This is a genomic window from Rhodococcus sp. ARC_M12 (assembly GCF_022810385.1).
In the GTDB taxonomy this organism is placed as follows: Bacteria; Actinomycetota; Actinomycetes; order Mycobacteriales; family Mycobacteriaceae; genus Rhodococcoides; species Rhodococcoides navarretei.
Genome location: NZ_JALGQI010000013.1, coordinates 150,051 through 165,233 on the forward strand (window position 1 = coordinate 150,051; position 15,183 = coordinate 165,233).

The window sequence follows — 15,183 nt, forward strand, 5'->3', positions numbered from 1 at the left end:
CTCGATAGGTGAGGTCCAGCGATGCATTTTCCGCATTACTACGTACTGTTGCTTCATGATCGACGTGAGTGCACTACATGCCCTGCGCGCTGTGGCAACCCTCGGCACTCTTGCGCGGGCCGCCGATGAACTCGGCTACACCTCGTCGGCGATTTCTCAACAGATAAAGCGACTCGAACGGCAGGTCGGCACTTCGGTACTTGCACAGGCCGGTCGGGGCGTCGTGCTCACCCCCGCAGGTCGGGCGGTGGTCGAGTCCGCGGGGGAGGTGTTCGACGCTCTCGAACGGTGCGTCGAGGCGGCTCGATCCGCCGACGAGGGCGTCGCACGTGGGGTCGTTCGGCTGGTCGGCTTCTCGACCGCGGTACGGGGTTTGCTGGCACCCGCGCTGATCGAGCTGAATCGACGGTATCCCGACCTGACGGTGCACATCAGCGAGGAGGATCCGGACCGTGCACTGCACAGCGTGTATTCCGGCACCGCAGATCTGGCGCTGGTGCACGACGCCGACGGAGTTTCGGTGCCCACTCCTCCCTCGGTCGTTCGGCAACCGATTCACACGGATTTCGGCGACGTGATCATGAAGCGAACCCACCCACTCGCCCGACGCGAGACCGCGTTGGCCCACGCCGAACTCGCGCGATACCCGTGGGTGACGAGCCCGGCCGGGACGGTGTGTCACCAGTGGTTTCGTCGGCTGTTTGCCGAAACGTCCGCCGAGGTCGACGTTCGCCATCTCGTGGACGACTTCTCCACGCAACTCGCGCTGGTCGAAGCGGACGATGTACTCGCTCTCGTGCCTCGTCTCGCGCGTCCGTTGCTCGGTGCCGGTCTCGTGGCGGTTCCGCTCGAGCGCGCTCCCGCTCGTCAGGTGCAGGCCGCGTGGCGGCGCAGCGCCGACGCCAGCCCGGCAATTCATGCTGTGCTGGACGTTCTCGATTCGGCGTCGCACTGAGTGGTCAGAACCACCAGCTGTCCGGTTGCTCGGGTCATCGCCACGTAGGTGTCGACGGCACCGGCGATTCCCGATCCGAACGAATCCGGGTCGATCAGGACGACCAGATCGAATTCGAGTCCTTTCGTCAACTGTGGTGTCAGTGAGCGGATGCGCTCCGAAGACGGGAACGCAGGATCGCCTACGACGCAAGCGATTCCGTCGACGTTCGAGTCCAGCCATCGATCGAGAATCGACGACAGATCTGCCGCGTCGCCGTACTCGACGGGCACACCGGTGCTGCGGATGGAGACCGGAACATTGGCGTCCGGCAGCGCCGCGCGGATCACCGGCTCGGCTTCGGCCATCACTTCTCGTGGGGTGCGGTAGTTGACGCCGAGGGTGGCGACGTTCATGTGGTCGAATCCCACTCTTCCGAGGCGTTCGAGCCAGGACTCCGCGAATCCCCGCCGCGCTTGTGCGCGGTCTCCGACGATCGTGACGCTGCCCGACGGGCATCGGCGCAGGACCATCTGCCACTCCGCGTCGGTCAACTCCTGTGCCTCGTCCACGACGATGTGTGCGAACGGCCCGGCCAACGGATCCGAGGGGACATCCTCGAAGCCAGCCGAATCGACGAGCGCATCGCGAATTCCGTCCTGCCGCAACTGGGCGGCCATCATCTCGTCGTCATCGGCGGCCATGAGTTCGTCGACGACGCGGTCCATTCGCGAGCGTTCGTGTACAGCTGCGAGCTCCCGACGCCGAGTGCGCCGCGCATGCTCTGGATCTCCGAGCCGCATCCGTGCGGTGTCGAGCAGCGGTAGATCGGCCACCGTCCACTGTGCCGAGTCGGGTCGCTGCAGCGCACGTACCTGCTCGGAGCCGAGCCAGGGAGCGCACCTACGGAGATATGCCGGCACGCTCCACAGATCGGCCACGAGGTCGGCGGCGTCGATGATGGTCCACGATCTGTCGAGCTCCTTTCGTAGATCTACGTTGCGCTGCAAAGACGTTCGAACTTCGACGGGATTGTCGCCGTCGTACCGGTCCGTCAGAATCGACAACAGTAGATCCCAGATCTGCTCCCGGGCCTCGTTGTGCGGCGTGTCGGGCGCGGGTGCCGAGAATGCCTCGATCCAATCGTCGGGAGTGAGCGTCAGATCGGCCCAGTTCGTTTCCACGATGATGTTCCGGGTCGGCGGCTGCTCGTAGAACGCGACAGCAGCCTCGATCGCCGTATGCATCTCGGTGGTCGCCTTGAGCAGCGCTACCGCCGGATCGGCTTCCTCCAGGGCTTTCGCTCCCTCGTCGACGAGGTCCCGGAGAGTGCAGGTTTGCACACCGTCCTCACCCAAACTCGGTAGAACATCGGATACGTAGGCGAGGTACGGCTCGTGTGGGCCGACGAACAACACTCCACCGCGGTTGTGTCCGAGACGCGATTGTGTGTACAGCAAGTACGCGGTGCGGTGCAGAGCAACGACAGTCTTTCCGGTTCCAGGCCCACCGTCGACGACCAGTGCGCCGCGGGCATCCGCTCGGATGATCGCGTCCTGATCTGCCTGGACGGTGCCCAGCACGTCTCGCATTCGCGGTGAACGTGCGGTGCCCAGACTGGCGATGAAGGCCGACTGATCGTCCAGCGCAGTGTCGGTGATCGGTCCGGTCAGGTCGAACACCTCGTCCCAGTAGTCGGTGATGGAGCCGTTCGTCCAGCGATATCGACGACGACTCCGCAGCCCCATTGGATTTGCGTGAGTGGCACCGAAGAAGGGTTCGGCTGCGGGGGAGCGCCAGTCGACGAGGAGTTGCTCGCCCGAGGTTCCCAGCAGTCCGAGTCGTCCGATGTACACCGGCTCGACCGAGTCGGCGACGACCATGCGGCCCAGACACAGATCGACCCCGTAACGATGTAGGGAGCGAAGGCGTGCGTTCAGTCGATGGATCTCGAAGTCACGCTCCATCACTTCCTGCCCCATCCGACCCATCGACTTCTGCACGATCGTCAGACGTTCCGCCGTATCTGATCGAGACTTCTCGATACTCGACTGTATTTCCGAAAAGTGTTGCTGATCAACCCCTATCGCATCAGCGGTGTTCTTGTGAGTGAGGATTTCCGGGAGCGCGAAGATGGGTGGTCGCTCAGGTTGCACAGGACTCCGATCGATGACTACGTGGTTGCAGCGAGCCATTCTGAGCCCTGTACGGGGTCTTGCCGCAAGCCCCGGGGTGCGCTATACCTTGAAAGGGAAAGGGGGGACAGGCCCTTTCCGAACCCATCCCGCACCGGTGACACCAGGCGACGCAATCTCTGATCCGATATCGGATCAGGCCGTCAGCCCCATGCCGCGGTGAAGTTCGAGTCGATAGATCACGCCGCCGAACAGAAGCAGTTGCAGTGCCTCGTCGGCGAAGTAACTGTCGATATCGTTCGGCTTCAGTCCCGGATGGTCGTCGAGGTGGTCCCGAAGAGTTGGTAGAACGGTGTCGACACCGACGACGAATCGTTCGCCACCGACGTCTGTGATCACCGCGCGGCCGAGGCCGTCCCATTCGTCGACTCGAGCCCAATGTCGAATTCCGCATCCCTCGACGGCCTCGATCAGAAGACGCTCTGCGAAGGGCAACAACGACTTTCGATCGGCGTGGGCGGCGCGTACCGACGCCAGAGCCTGACGATAGGGGAGTGTGTGCGCCCTCGCATAGGTCCGCGCTGCGCGCTTGTCTGCGTGGTTCTTGGTCATGAGAGTTCCAATCCCTGTGTGCACCAGTCCCGCGCACTGCTGCACCGGTCGGAAACCATGAACACGGCGTGCAGATAGAAACCAGCATTGTCGATCGCAGATCCGTGAAGGACCTTGCCCGTGGAACGCTGACGGAGGCGACGCGGGTGCCTGCTGCAGCTGGGGTGGCTATGCGAGTAGCTCTGGTTGGGCACGGTATCACGAACGTCGGGACGGCCCGGGATTCATCGATCGCCGAGAAGCAGATCGGCAATGGCGCCGGCCCCGACCGGTCGGCCCAGGAGGTATCCCTGCGCGAAGTCGCAGCCGGTGGCGGCCAGTGCGTCCAGTTGCTCCTCGGTTTCGACGCCCTCGCCGACGACGGTGACGTCGAATGCGCGAGCGAGCGCAACGATGGCCGAGATAATCGCACGAGCCCGAGGGGCAGGCAGCCGGGCAATGTACGACTTGTCGATCTTGAAGCACTCGAACATGGGGTAGCGGTCGAGATACGACATGGAGCTGTGGCCTTTGCCCATGTCGTCGAGTAGTAGAGCTACCCCCATGGCGTGCAGGGCCGAGACGGTGTCGGCGACCCGCTCGGTGTCCGCGACCCACACGGTTTCGGTCACCTCGAGTCCGAGAGCGAAGGCAGGCAGTCCAGTCTCCGTCAGTACCGACGCGACCTCGGTGGGAAAGTCGGGATCGCGGAGTTGAAGTGCGCTGACGTTGACGCGAACCACGATGTCGGAGAACGTTCGCCACCGCGCCGCGGCCGTGCATGCGGTACGTAGCGCCCACGCGCCCAACGGTGTTGCAAGACCGGTTCTTTCGGCTACGCCGACGAACTCGCTCGGTTCGATGGGCCCGAGTTCGCGGTGATTCCAGCGGGCGAGTGCCTCCACCGCAACGATTTTCCGCGTGGCGATGTCCACCAACGGTTGATAGGCGAGAGTGAGCTCGTCGGCTCGCAGCGCCGCTCGCAGATCGATCGACAGTGACCTGATGCGGTCCGCGTCGTAGAGATCGGTGGGATCGAACACTGCATGCCCACCGGTCCCACTGTCTTTCGCACGGTACATGGCCAAGTCGGCGCGGTGAATCAGCTCGTGCCGGGTCGAATTCGGTTCGGACACAGCGATACCGATGCTGGCACTCAAGGGGATGGGCACGTCCTCGGCCGAGAAGGGAACGGCGATGGAACTCGTGATGTGTCGTGCGAGTTCCTCCGCATGGGCAACGCTATCCACTCCCTCGCAGACGATCAGAAACTCGTCTCCGCCCAGGCGCGCGATGGTGTCGGCGTCTCGGATTGCCGACGCCAACCGTTCGACGAACTTGACCAACGCCCTGTCTCCGGCGTCGTGTCCCAGGCTGTCGTTGATGATCTTGAAGTCGTCGATGTCGAGCAGCAGGAGCGCGACGGTGCCCGACTGTTGTCTGGCTCGGTCCAGTGCCGAATCGATGACCTCGTATGCAAGGGTGCGGTTGGGCAGACCGGTCAGGGCGTCGTGCGTACTCCGTCGTCGCAGTTGGAGTTCGAGGTCGATGCGTCGTATCGCTGCCGATACGATGCCGGCCACCGAGCTGAGGAATGACACTTCCTCGTCGCGGTAGAGACGGGCTTCGACACTGTGGATGGAGAGAACTCCCCATGGTTTTCCGGCGGCGGTGAAGATGGGAACTCCGACGCCGCTGCGGAGGCCGAGCGAGATCATCGTGTCGGTACGGAAACGCTTCTCGGCGTGACTGTCGCTGCACACGACTGGCTCCGAGAGCGTCAGGGTGAATCCCACCAACGAACCGTCCCCGGACGGAATGTCCTGACGCCTGCCGAGTGCACCGCTGGCGGCGTCCATGGTCAAGTACGGGTCGGTCGGGTGTTCGAGATGCGCGATGGCGGAGTTTCCCACGCCGATCAAGGTGGCGGCAGTGTCCGTTGCTGCAGTGAGCAATCTGGGTAGCTCGGCAATGACGGCGAATCGGCTCAGATCGGCGAGGGCCTTCTGCTCCTGAGCGTGACGACCCGCGATCACCGCATCTGCCGCAATCCTGGCACTGCGCTGCTCTACCGTGTGTCGGTGACGAATGGTGGAGGCAACCAGGTCGGGGCCATCGTCGTGACGATTGATCACATAGGACGAGACCACCACCGGGATGCCGGTGCCTGTCACGTGATGGCGAAGCTCGCAGTAGCCCTCCCACTTGCCTTCGGAGAGCAGACCGGCGGCGATGTCGCCGGTGAGATCGACTCCGTCCGGGGTCAACAGTTCCAGGGCAGACAACGTGCCGAGATCGGCCACGTCCGTGACACCGATCAGCTCCGAACCTGCCGGATTGATGTACAGAATCTTCCCCGTGAAATCGGCCAACGCGACGAAGTCCGGAGAACGTTCCAGGAAGGATCGAAGACTTACCGGATCGTCCGGAAGATCGAACATTCGGCCCTCCGATCCGTTCAGCTCGGGATACGAGCGGCACCGGGCCCATGGTATTCGGCGTTCGTGGTCCTCGTGCTCGAACAGTCGTCGAAGTGCATGTGCGGGACGGACAGAATCGCTTTCAGCTGCACATCAGTCGGCACGTTGCTGTGCGTCGAGGGGATTCTTGGCGACGAAGAGCGCCACATTGCCCACCATCGTGACGTCGACGTGCTCGAATCTCTCGGACAGAAGCTGCCGTAAGCCGGGCAGATCGTCGCACCGATTACCGAACGCACCGATCCTGTTGTAAGCGAACATCAGTGCCGCACCGAGTGTCGTGTATTTCTGATCGACGCCGATCACGGTCGATCCGAACAACACGCCATCGGGGGTCAGCACATCGGCCAGGTTCGTCAGCGCTAGGGACTTGGTCGACCAGTCCCCGGGGAGACAATGCAAGACGTAGTTGATCGACGCCGAATCGAATGTGTCGACGTTCTCGGGCAGCTGCAGCATCAGATCGTGTTCGATCAGTGTCGGCGAGACGTCGAGACGCGAGGCGGTGTGCTCGAGTGAGTTGGCATTGAGATCGACGAGGGTGAGGTCGATATCGGAGGGTAGGTCGATGTTGGCAAGGACCCAGCCCGATCCGGGGCCGACTTCGAGGTGGCGGCGACCGATGTGCTCACGATACAGGTCGACGAAATGTTTTCTGTTGCAACGCCACCCGTAGTCATTCGAGAGTCTGATCACCCACAGGTCGTAGATGGCGAGGAACAGCTTGCTGTACGGGGCAGCGCCGGGTCGGGTGGATGGCGCGGTCATCGAATCGTTGCCTCGGAGCCGTTGGGTTCGGCCACATCTTGCTCCGAGGTGCTCGTGCGAGGGTGATCGATCGACGCCTGCAGCCGGGACACTCGGACGGTGGGATCGATGGGCATGGTGGGCAGAGTATCGCGTCGACCGTACTGCCGGGCACCTACGCTGAGCTGATGATGATGCCGCTGTACGCGGGGCGAAAGGACCTGCGGCTGGGCGGTGCAAACACTGTCCGGTGACGTCGGGGCCCATATCGACTCTCGCAGAGAAAAGGGAAACGTGATGATTGCTCGCAAGTCTGTTGTTCTGGTCGCGACTGTGTGCGGGTTGGCTCTCGGCGGTTGTGCGAGTGGCGATTCGGATACCAGTGCCGCGCCGGACACGACGTCCGTGCCCGTAGGGACGACAACGTCGGCTGTGGGGACGACCACAGAGTCGCCAACTCGGCTGGAGGTCGAATCGCCACAGGAATCGGCAGTTGCTCAGCCGACTCGAACGCCGGAGGAAGCAGCGGACCTGGTGCCCGGTGGTGGCGGTGCAATCTTGCAGCCGTCGGGCGACGAACCAGGCAACGTCGATCCTGCGACGTTCCGGACGGGGAGTGATAAATACAACTTCACATCGCCGACGGGCAACATTCACTGCGGCATCTGGGACGCCGATGGACCCGAGGGGCGAGTGGGATGTCAGGCCGTGGACGGCAGGAATCCTTTCGAGGGACCCCAATGCTCGAATGCCGAGAACGACAAGGTCGCTGTTCGCGTGACCGCCGCGGGTTCGGAAAGCATGTGCACGACGCAGGGCATCTATGTGGATGCGAACGCGCCGGTGCTCGAGTTCGGCCAGGTGCTGTCGGTCGAGGACGTGGTGTGCCGGTCCGGGCCCGACGACATAATCGGCTGCACCGCACCAACGGGCGGATTCACGTTCTCCCGAGGTATCAACTACACCTACTGATTCGGACGTTGCAGGGTGTCAGCCCACAGGCCACACTTGGACCCACCATGACGAACTACGATCTGCGCGCGAATCCACGGAAATTGCGGCCGCGGCCGGCGGTCCCGCGCGAGGTGGCGGTCGAGTTGACGCCCAGTGGGGTGCCTGTTGCCGAGCGCGACTTCTTCATCGAGGAATTCCGAGGGGTCACGATCGTGATTGCCCTTCCCCTGGTGAGCATCGCTGCGCTGGAAGCAGCGGAACGTACGGTCGGTGAGTTCGTCACGGGCGACACGCGATTCATCTTCGTGGTTCCGGCCGATTCCGTTCCGGAGGTCACCACCGCGGTCGGAGGTGTGGCCATCGACGGCGTGACGGTCTGGAACGACGAGTCCGTCGCCCGTCTGTGGCTCGCAATCGCAGACTCGGAATGTGTCGTGATCGGTACGAAGGCAGCCGCAGTCGCACGAACCGCCGGCACTGTGTCTGCGAGTGTGCGGGCCTCGAAGATGGTGCTGACCGATCCGGGTGGGGGTTGGGGTGATCCTCCTCGCAGCTTCGCCGACATCGACCTGCACCGCGAGCGCCTGGTCGCCCACCTGGCCGAACGGGGACTCGACGATTTCCCGCACGCGGCCGAGGCGGCACTTGCCGGCGGTGCATACAGCGTAAATCTCTGTCGTGCTGAGGATCTCGAATTCGAGCTGTTCACATTCGACGGCCGGGGGACCGTTCTGACTCAAGGACGCTACCTTCACTTGGCCTCGCTGCAGGTGGACGATTTCTCTGCAATCGAGGCGCTGGTCGCACAGGGAGTACGAGAAGGGGTTCTCAAGCAGCGCAGCCGGATCGAGATTGCCAGGATGGCGGTCGGAGGGCTCGGCGCACGAGTGCTACGAACCGGGCACCTCGCCGGCATCGTCGGACTCGAGGTTGACCTTTATGCCGGAACAGGATTCGCCGAAGTATCGGGTCTGATCACAGTCGCCGAGTTTTCCGGACTTGGAGCGGGTGGCCTACTGATGGACGGATTGTTGGAGGTCTGCCGCACCAGGGGTATCGCGAATCTGTTCGCGGTGACCGTCAGTGGTGAGGCCGCAGAATTCTTCGGTAAGCGCGGCTTCGTCGAGGTCGAGCGCAAGGCCGTGCCCGCAGCGAAATGGGAAGACTACGACGCTGATCGACTCGAGTCTGCTCGTTGTTTTCTGCGATCAGTAACAACCACCGAGAAGACCAGACAGTCGGCACCGTAGCGGACGCTTCCGAACCAGCCTTGGAAGAGTCGGTCATCGATCACGATGCTCCACAAGGAAGTTGAGCACGGGCCGGGGACAGAAACCTAGACCTCTCCGAGGCGTTCCTGTGTCCGTGCGGTGCAGGCTGTCGCAGGAGCGAGAAGGTAGGCGAAGAGGTAGCTCGACGCTGTCACGGCCGCCTGTGCGATCCACCAAGGCGGGAATTCGTCCGTATCGGTGGAGATTTCACCAGCGGTCACGGCCAGCCAGCACAGGGCCGCAGCGGTCACCAGCGTGACCGCTGCCGCGGTGCACGTGGCGAATCGGTGTCGCCAGCTGCGGTGCGATCGAGCGGGCCACACGCGATTCGACCACAACGCGTAGCGGCCCCCGCCGACCGCGATCACGCCGACCAACAGCCCGGCCAGAGCACCACAGAACGCAGGAATCAGCAGCAGCGCCAACCAGGACATGGACCCTTCCAGAGCCCAGGGGAGCATGACAGCCACACCTGTGCAGGCACCGGTGAGAGCAGCGACCCTCAGTTCCTTCTCGACCCAGTCCACTGTTCCACTAGAACACGTCGGCTGTCGCTTCGGCCTCGAAGTCGCTGTCTCGCCGCTCACGTTCATACATAGACCAGTTCACGCCGGACAGTGCATATTGCCTCGACTCGAACTGTCGATCAGGACTGCCGCTCGACGCCCCTTGCAAGTCCCTCGTACGTCTCCTACGGGTTCATGCGTCCATGATCGCTGTCACTTGTGCGGCGAAATGTACGAAGCCCGGTCAGGATTGCGGCCGCAGCAAGCAAACAAGCAGCCACCCATGACCAGGCCGAAAACTCACCGTCCTGAGTTCGAATCACCGAAATAACGGCCCACAGCAACGCCTGCGCCGACCAGAAGAGAACCCACCATTTTCCGCTCGGAAAATTCACCCTCAACTCCTCGCATTCTTGAAGAGATCCCATGCACTGTTCACAGAGAATTGTGGTCGTTCCATCACAACAAGCAAACGGCGATGCGAGGCCGCTCCGCAGGAGATTACGAGACGAAATCCGCGAGCCCGGGGGGCACCTGCAAAATTACAAGCTAGCCGCCATCCAGCGTTCGACCTGACATAATGTTGATTATCGGCAAAACTACGACCTGCAGTTCGACGACCTCAGGCCTCGAAGTTGTCGATTCGACTGCAGCGCTGCACTGTTCATTTTTCGAGTCGATGTGACGCGGCTCGGCGGTGTTGGAATCTTCGAGAGCAATGTGTCGCGCATCCGGTGATCGGCTCTCGCGGCAGGTCCGTTGTTCGTCCGATGCGATGAGATCGGCACACTCGAATCGGGTTGTTCGCACCACCCTTCCCGTCTCTGCCAGCCAAGGTTTCGTCACTGTGACAAAAGCAAGTAATCGCCGGGTCTCGATGTTTACCGTCGCGTTGGCCGAATGTGCTGGCTACCGCACACTTACTCTCGTTAACATTCGTCGATGGTCGCATTTGCTGAGACATCCCGTCGCCGGAGCTCGAACCGCCGAGTTGCTGCCGTGGCGATCGGGCTGTTCGCCGTTCTCGGCCTCGTCGGTTGCTCCGACGGCTCGTCCGCAGACGCCAATTTCGAGGGTCTGACATCGGGTCAGCGCGTCTACGACCGAACGGGCTACTCGCTGGATCCAGCGCAGACCGCGGACATCCAACGTCAGTTGGAGAACTTGAAATCCGAAACCGGCGCGGATGTGATCACGTACGTGCGTGAACTCGACGCGGATTCGGATGACACGTTGGATCAGGTCGAAGCCCTTCAGCAACGATGGGTGTCCACGGCAGGTATCGACCAGGACACCGCGGGCGCGATCCTGATAAACCGGGAGCCTGGACAACTCGACGAGGCTCGTGCGGGCATCTTCCTCGGCAGCACGTACGACGACGGCAACGTTCCACGGGACGAACAAGAGGCGATCGTCGAGGATGTGCTGATTCCGCCGCTGCGAGATGGTGACGTCGCGGGCAGCTTGACCTCAGGGATCGACCGCCTGAGGTCCGACATTCGTAACGGTCCACCGGTGACGGCCCTGGACAGGTTCGCCGACGGTCCCGGTTCGACCTGGCTGCCGTGGGCCGGGTCGGTGATCTCGATTGTGGGACTGCTCCTGGTGGCAGCGCTGTTCCGCGGTCGCGCGAAATCGACTGTCTCTCGACAATCTCCGACCACAGTGCGACCGGACCAGGCCACCGATGCCGCGTACGCGACCGCCCTCGTACACCGCAGCGCGCAGCCCAGCGGTATGCCGGGAACGGTACTGGCACTCGCCGCCGCCGACGCGCTCACCTTCGAGCCAGACAAGAAGCCGGGAAAGTTCGACAAAGGGACCGTCAGGATCAGGCTTCTGGATCGAACACGTGCCCGCGGAGAGGTTCAAGAGGCGGTCTGGTCGATGCTTGCAGATCGTGCCGAGGACGATGTCGTACCCGGTGACGAGTTGAAGAAGGTCGCGCGGGGTCCCGGCGTGACGAAAAATCTCGTGGACACAAGACTGCGGGCCGGCGGATTCGTTGCCGATGGCACGGGCCGACGCCGGCTAGTTCTGGCCGGTCTGGGCGTGCTCGGTGGCGTCGTCGCCGTCGGTGGAATCGCCGTTGCCACCTCGGGAGCCCAGGCAATGTGGTTCGCAGTAATGGCATCGGCCCTCCTCCTCGTTGCAGGGCTGTCGACGGCGATCGTGTACTCCCGGTTCTCGGTCGCCGGACTGGACGCCTCTCGCCCGTGGGAGGCCTACCGCGACGGATTGAAGCAGGCCGCCAAGGACGACGACGAGTCGGTCGATTTGAACGCCGCCCTTCCGGATATCGTCGCGCTCGGCCTGGCCCCGGCTTTTCGGAAACGGCTCGAGGCCGCAACCGACCCCGGGAGTGACACGCCGCTGCGAGCCTTCACCTCACCCGCGGGTGCCAACTACGCGGCGGGAGACCCGGTGGTCCTCCCCTGGGCTGCGTTCTCCGGGGTGTTCGTCTCCAGCGGTAGCGGATCCGTTGCTTCGGGTGGAGGTGCAGGTGGAGGAGGCGGAGCGGCAGGCAGTACCTGATCGATCGGTCGACGAACCACCTCGTTCGGCTCGATCGCGGTTCGGCGGGCCGCGAACCAGGAACTGAACATCGGGAAAGTCCGATCCTGGTCCCCGCTTCCAGCTACCGTGCTCGGAGGCTCACAATCTCTACCAGGGGTTCTCATGATCGCGGTACGCGCACTCTTCGCTGAGTCGGTTCACCCGTCCGAATCTCGACGGGAAAATCCGGTCGTGCTGGACCTCGATGCCGGTCGAGTCAAGATCACGCAATTCTTCATCGGTGCGGCCACAGTCGTCATCGGGCTGATCGGACTGCTCAGTGCGCCCAGCGAAGAATACGACGGGATCGGTGTCGTCGTCGTGGTGCTCGTCAGCCTCACGACGTTTCCCGTGTCACTCCGATGGTTCATCGGTGGGTGGCCGACGCCGAAAGCGCTCGTTGCCTACGTGGTCTATGCCGACGTATCGATCGGTGCGTGCCTGCTGCTCAAACAAGATCTACTCACCGCAATCGGCGGCACCGTGCTGTTCGCAGTGGTCACCATGTTCGCAGTCATCGCCGTGCGGCCGCTCGTGTATTGGATCCACATGGCCGCAACCGTCCTCGTTCTCGCGATCGTGTGCGTCAGGGCCGCCCTGAACGATGCCGCCAGTGGGTGGGTCGTGATTGCTCACTCACTCACCATGCTGCTCATGTTCGGAGCACCGATGATCCTGGTCATCTACGTCAGTGAATTGCGCTCCCGTGCACAGCAGTCGTTGGTCGACCCGCTGACCGGCCTGCGTAATCGTCGTGGGCTCTTCGCCGCGGTCGAAACAATTCTCCTGACTTCGCACAAAGATCGATCTGCCCAGATGAGTGCTGTGGTACTCGACGTGGACGGCATGAAGCACGTGAACGACACGTTCGGTCATCACACCGGCGACGCCGTTCTGGTCGATCTGGCGCAACATCTGCGGGCAGTCACCTCACACAGCTGGGTGGTTGCCCGACTCGGCGGCGATGAGTTCGCCTGTGTATCCGTGGCGGAACCGGGGACCACGGAGCCGCGCATCGATGCCCTGGCGGCTGCCTTGTCCGACACACGAGTGATGTCGGGCCTCTCGGTCAGCGTGGGGTCGGCTACCACCGAAGTGGGCGTCGGCGATTCGGAACAGGCCATACTGCTCCTGCTCCGAACCGCCGACGCCGAGATGTACCGCGCGAAGAGCGCCAGAAAACAGAGTGGCGACTACCGCGGTTCTGTGCAGGGCTGACTACTCCCCTGCGGCGTTGTACGGCGTGCGCAATCACTGGGTGCAGATGTAGGACTCGCCCCGCAGGCTCATCTGGTGTTGTCCGGCAGGTGCGGCTCGTCGGACTCGGGTTCGACCGCGTCGCCTACGGGACCTGGTGCACCTTGTCCAACTTGATCCGCGAGCTCCAATCCCGCGCCTGCGTACACGTTGAATGCGATGTCCACACCGTGTTCCTTGGCCCACTGCACTTCGTCGTCGTAGCGAGCCACAGCTGCAACGGTTCCACTGAACCCGGATTCGCGCAGACAGGCGAGTGCCGTGACATTGGCTCCGTGACGCGGCATCGCGAGTACCGCGATCCGCACGGACTCCGAGTGCCGCAGTTGATGCCAGAAATCGAGGTCGGTGGCGTCTCCTTCGATGACGCGGAAGCCCTGAGCGGCGAGGCGTCGGATACGAGGCCCGTCGTAGTCGACCCCCACCACGTCGAGACGGTAGTGATCGGTGAGCCGCTCGTACGCCGCGAACCCCACTCGCCCCATTCCGATCACGACGACCTCGGCGTCACCGGCATCACCGGAACGTTCTTCTGGGTGCAGGCTGCGCTCGTCCTGCTCGGGCAAACGTGTCGCGATCTTCTCGACCATCAGGTGCCCACGACCGTTGACCAGAGCCGACGCAACGAAACTCAGCGCCACTGCGATCGACATCTCGACCAGCCAAGCCGGGGCCAGAAGGCCGGTCGTCACCCCTACCGAAACGACGATCAGACCGAACTCGGAGTAGTTCATCAGGCTCAGTCCGGCAAGGAGCGCGGTGCGATACCGCAACTTCATCATGGCGAACAGCGCCACGTACAGCACAGATTTGAGTGGCAGTAGAAGCACCATGAGCAGGGCGACGCCAAGACTGGGCAGGTCCGGTAACCCGGACAGACCGATCGAGACGAAGAAGCCCACGAGCAGCAGTTCCTTGATGTGGAACAGCGAACGCGACAGTTCCGACGAGGCCGAGTGCGATGCCAGCAACACGCCGATGACGAGTGCGCCCAGGTCACCCTTCAGCCCCAGGGCGGAGAACAATGCGTAACCGGGGACCAGCGCCATCACGATGCCGAACAGCGATTGCATCTCGCCGTGGCCGAGCCCGCTCCATATCCTTCGAAGGACCCGCGTCAGTGGCCACAGAAGTACGAGCAGCAGCGCCCAGGGGCTCGGCAGCGTTCCACTGGTGACGGTCAGGAACACCACGGCAACGATGTCCTGCATCACCAGCACGCCGATCGCCACGCGCCCGTACAGAGCGTGCGACTCCCCTCGCTCCTCGAGTACCTTGACCACGAAGACAGTGCTCGAGAAAGACATGGCGAAGGCAAGCAACGCGATCGTCGTCAGGCTTTGCCCGGACAACATGGCCAGTCCTGCGACGGCAGCCAGCCACAGGACGGTGGTGCCGACCACGATGCTGACCACCAGATGGACCGAGGTCGTCAACCACACTTCTCGGCGCAACAGGATACGGACGTCGAGTTTGAGGCCGATGGCGAACAACAACAGGGTGACGCCCAGATCTGCCATCAGTTCGAGCTGGGGCAGCTCACCGACGTCGAGGGCATTGATGACGAATCCGGCAGCGAGAAATCCGACGAGAGGAGGTAGACGAACCACCATGGCGAGTCCGCCCAAACCGAAGGCGATGACGAGGTAGATCGCGGCAACTGTCATGCACGGTCCCTTGGCTGGTGGACGGCAACCGGACCTCCAACGGATCGACGACATCGGCGGATGCCGTCGGAGTTGTCACCAGTAT

The 15,183-nt window shown here is 62.9% G+C and carries 12 protein-coding genes; 5 read left to right on the forward strand and 7 right to left on the reverse strand.

All coding sequences use genetic code 11. The features are described 5' to 3' along the window. Positions 1–55: 55 nt before the first annotated feature. Positions 56–955: a LysR family transcriptional regulator gene (locus MTX35_RS17530; protein ID WP_243596194.1), complete on the forward strand. Its 900-nt coding sequence runs from the start codon at positions 56–58 to the stop codon at positions 953–955. Here the strand turns inward: MTX35_RS17530 and helR are convergent. The 4 genes from helR to MTX35_RS17550 all read right to left on the reverse strand — a co-directional run bounded on the left by helR (position 916) and on the right by MTX35_RS17550 (position 6,908). After that, on the reverse strand, positions 916–3,129 hold the full coding sequence (gene helR / locus MTX35_RS17535) for an RNA polymerase recycling motor ATPase HelR (protein WP_243596195.1): 2,214 nt from the start codon (positions 3,127–3,129) through the stop codon (positions 916–918). The two genes, MTX35_RS17530 and helR, sit on opposite strands and share 40 nt — an antisense overlap. 135 nt (positions 3,130–3,264) lie before the next feature. Continuing rightward, positions 3,265–3,681 (reverse strand): hypothetical protein, encoded by a 417-nt coding sequence (locus MTX35_RS17540; protein WP_243596196.1) that lies wholly within the window; start codon positions 3,679–3,681, stop codon positions 3,265–3,267. A 224-nt stretch (positions 3,682–3,905) separates the two neighbouring features. Further along, on the reverse strand, positions 3,906–6,101 hold the full coding sequence (locus MTX35_RS17545) for an EAL domain-containing protein (protein WP_243596197.1): 2,196 nt from the start codon (positions 6,099–6,101) through the stop codon (positions 3,906–3,908). Between the two features lie 132 nt (positions 6,102–6,233). Beyond that, positions 6,234–6,908, reverse strand: a complete 675-nt coding sequence (locus tag MTX35_RS17550; RefSeq protein WP_243596198.1) for a bifunctional 2-polyprenyl-6-hydroxyphenol methylase/3-demethylubiquinol 3-O-methyltransferase UbiG — start codon at positions 6,906–6,908, stop codon at positions 6,234–6,236. A gap of 756 nt (positions 6,909–7,664) precedes the next feature. Here MTX35_RS17550 and MTX35_RS17555 point away from each other — a divergent pair. Both MTX35_RS17555 and MTX35_RS17560 read left to right on the forward strand, forming a co-directional pair. After that, positions 7,665–7,859 carry a hypothetical protein gene (locus MTX35_RS17555; protein ID WP_243596199.1) on the forward strand — a complete coding sequence of 65 codons (195 nt, stop codon included), beginning with the start codon at positions 7,665–7,667 and terminating at the stop codon, positions 7,857–7,859. Positions 7,860–7,906: 47 nt separating this feature from the next. Continuing rightward, positions 7,907–9,091 (forward strand): GNAT family N-acetyltransferase, encoded by a 1,185-nt coding sequence (locus MTX35_RS17560; RefSeq protein ID WP_243596200.1) that lies wholly within the window; start codon positions 7,907–7,909, stop codon positions 9,089–9,091. An 86-nt stretch (positions 9,092–9,177) separates the two neighbouring features. Here MTX35_RS17560 and MTX35_RS17565 read toward each other — a convergent pair whose 3' ends face one another. Beyond that, positions 9,178–9,639: a hypothetical protein gene (locus MTX35_RS17565; protein WP_243596201.1), complete on the reverse strand. Its 462-nt coding sequence runs from the start codon at positions 9,637–9,639 to the stop codon at positions 9,178–9,180. A 164-nt stretch (positions 9,640–9,803) separates the two neighbouring features. Next, entirely contained in the window at positions 9,804–10,013 is a 210-nt protein-coding gene (locus tag MTX35_RS17570; protein WP_243596202.1) for a hypothetical protein, read from the reverse strand. Between the two features lie 547 nt (positions 10,014–10,560). Between MTX35_RS17570 and MTX35_RS17575 the strand changes: the two genes are divergently transcribed. Both MTX35_RS17575 and MTX35_RS17580 read left to right on the forward strand, forming a co-directional pair. Next, positions 10,561–12,153: a TPM domain-containing protein gene (locus MTX35_RS17575; RefSeq protein WP_243596203.1), complete on the forward strand. Its 1,593-nt coding sequence runs from the start codon at positions 10,561–10,563 to the stop codon at positions 12,151–12,153. Between the two features lie 213 nt (positions 12,154–12,366). Beyond that, positions 12,367–13,392 carry a GGDEF domain-containing protein gene (locus MTX35_RS17580; RefSeq protein WP_243596204.1) on the forward strand — a complete coding sequence of 342 codons (1,026 nt, stop codon included), beginning with the start codon at positions 12,367–12,369 and terminating at the stop codon, positions 13,390–13,392. Between the two features lie 68 nt (positions 13,393–13,460). On the opposite strand, the gene MTX35_RS17585 is transcribed toward MTX35_RS17580, so the two are convergent. Next, positions 13,461–15,098, reverse strand: coding sequence for a cation:proton antiporter family protein (locus MTX35_RS17585; protein WP_243596205.1), 1,638 nt, complete (start codon positions 15,096–15,098; stop codon positions 13,461–13,463). Between the last annotated feature and the right edge of the window lie 85 nt (positions 15,099–15,183).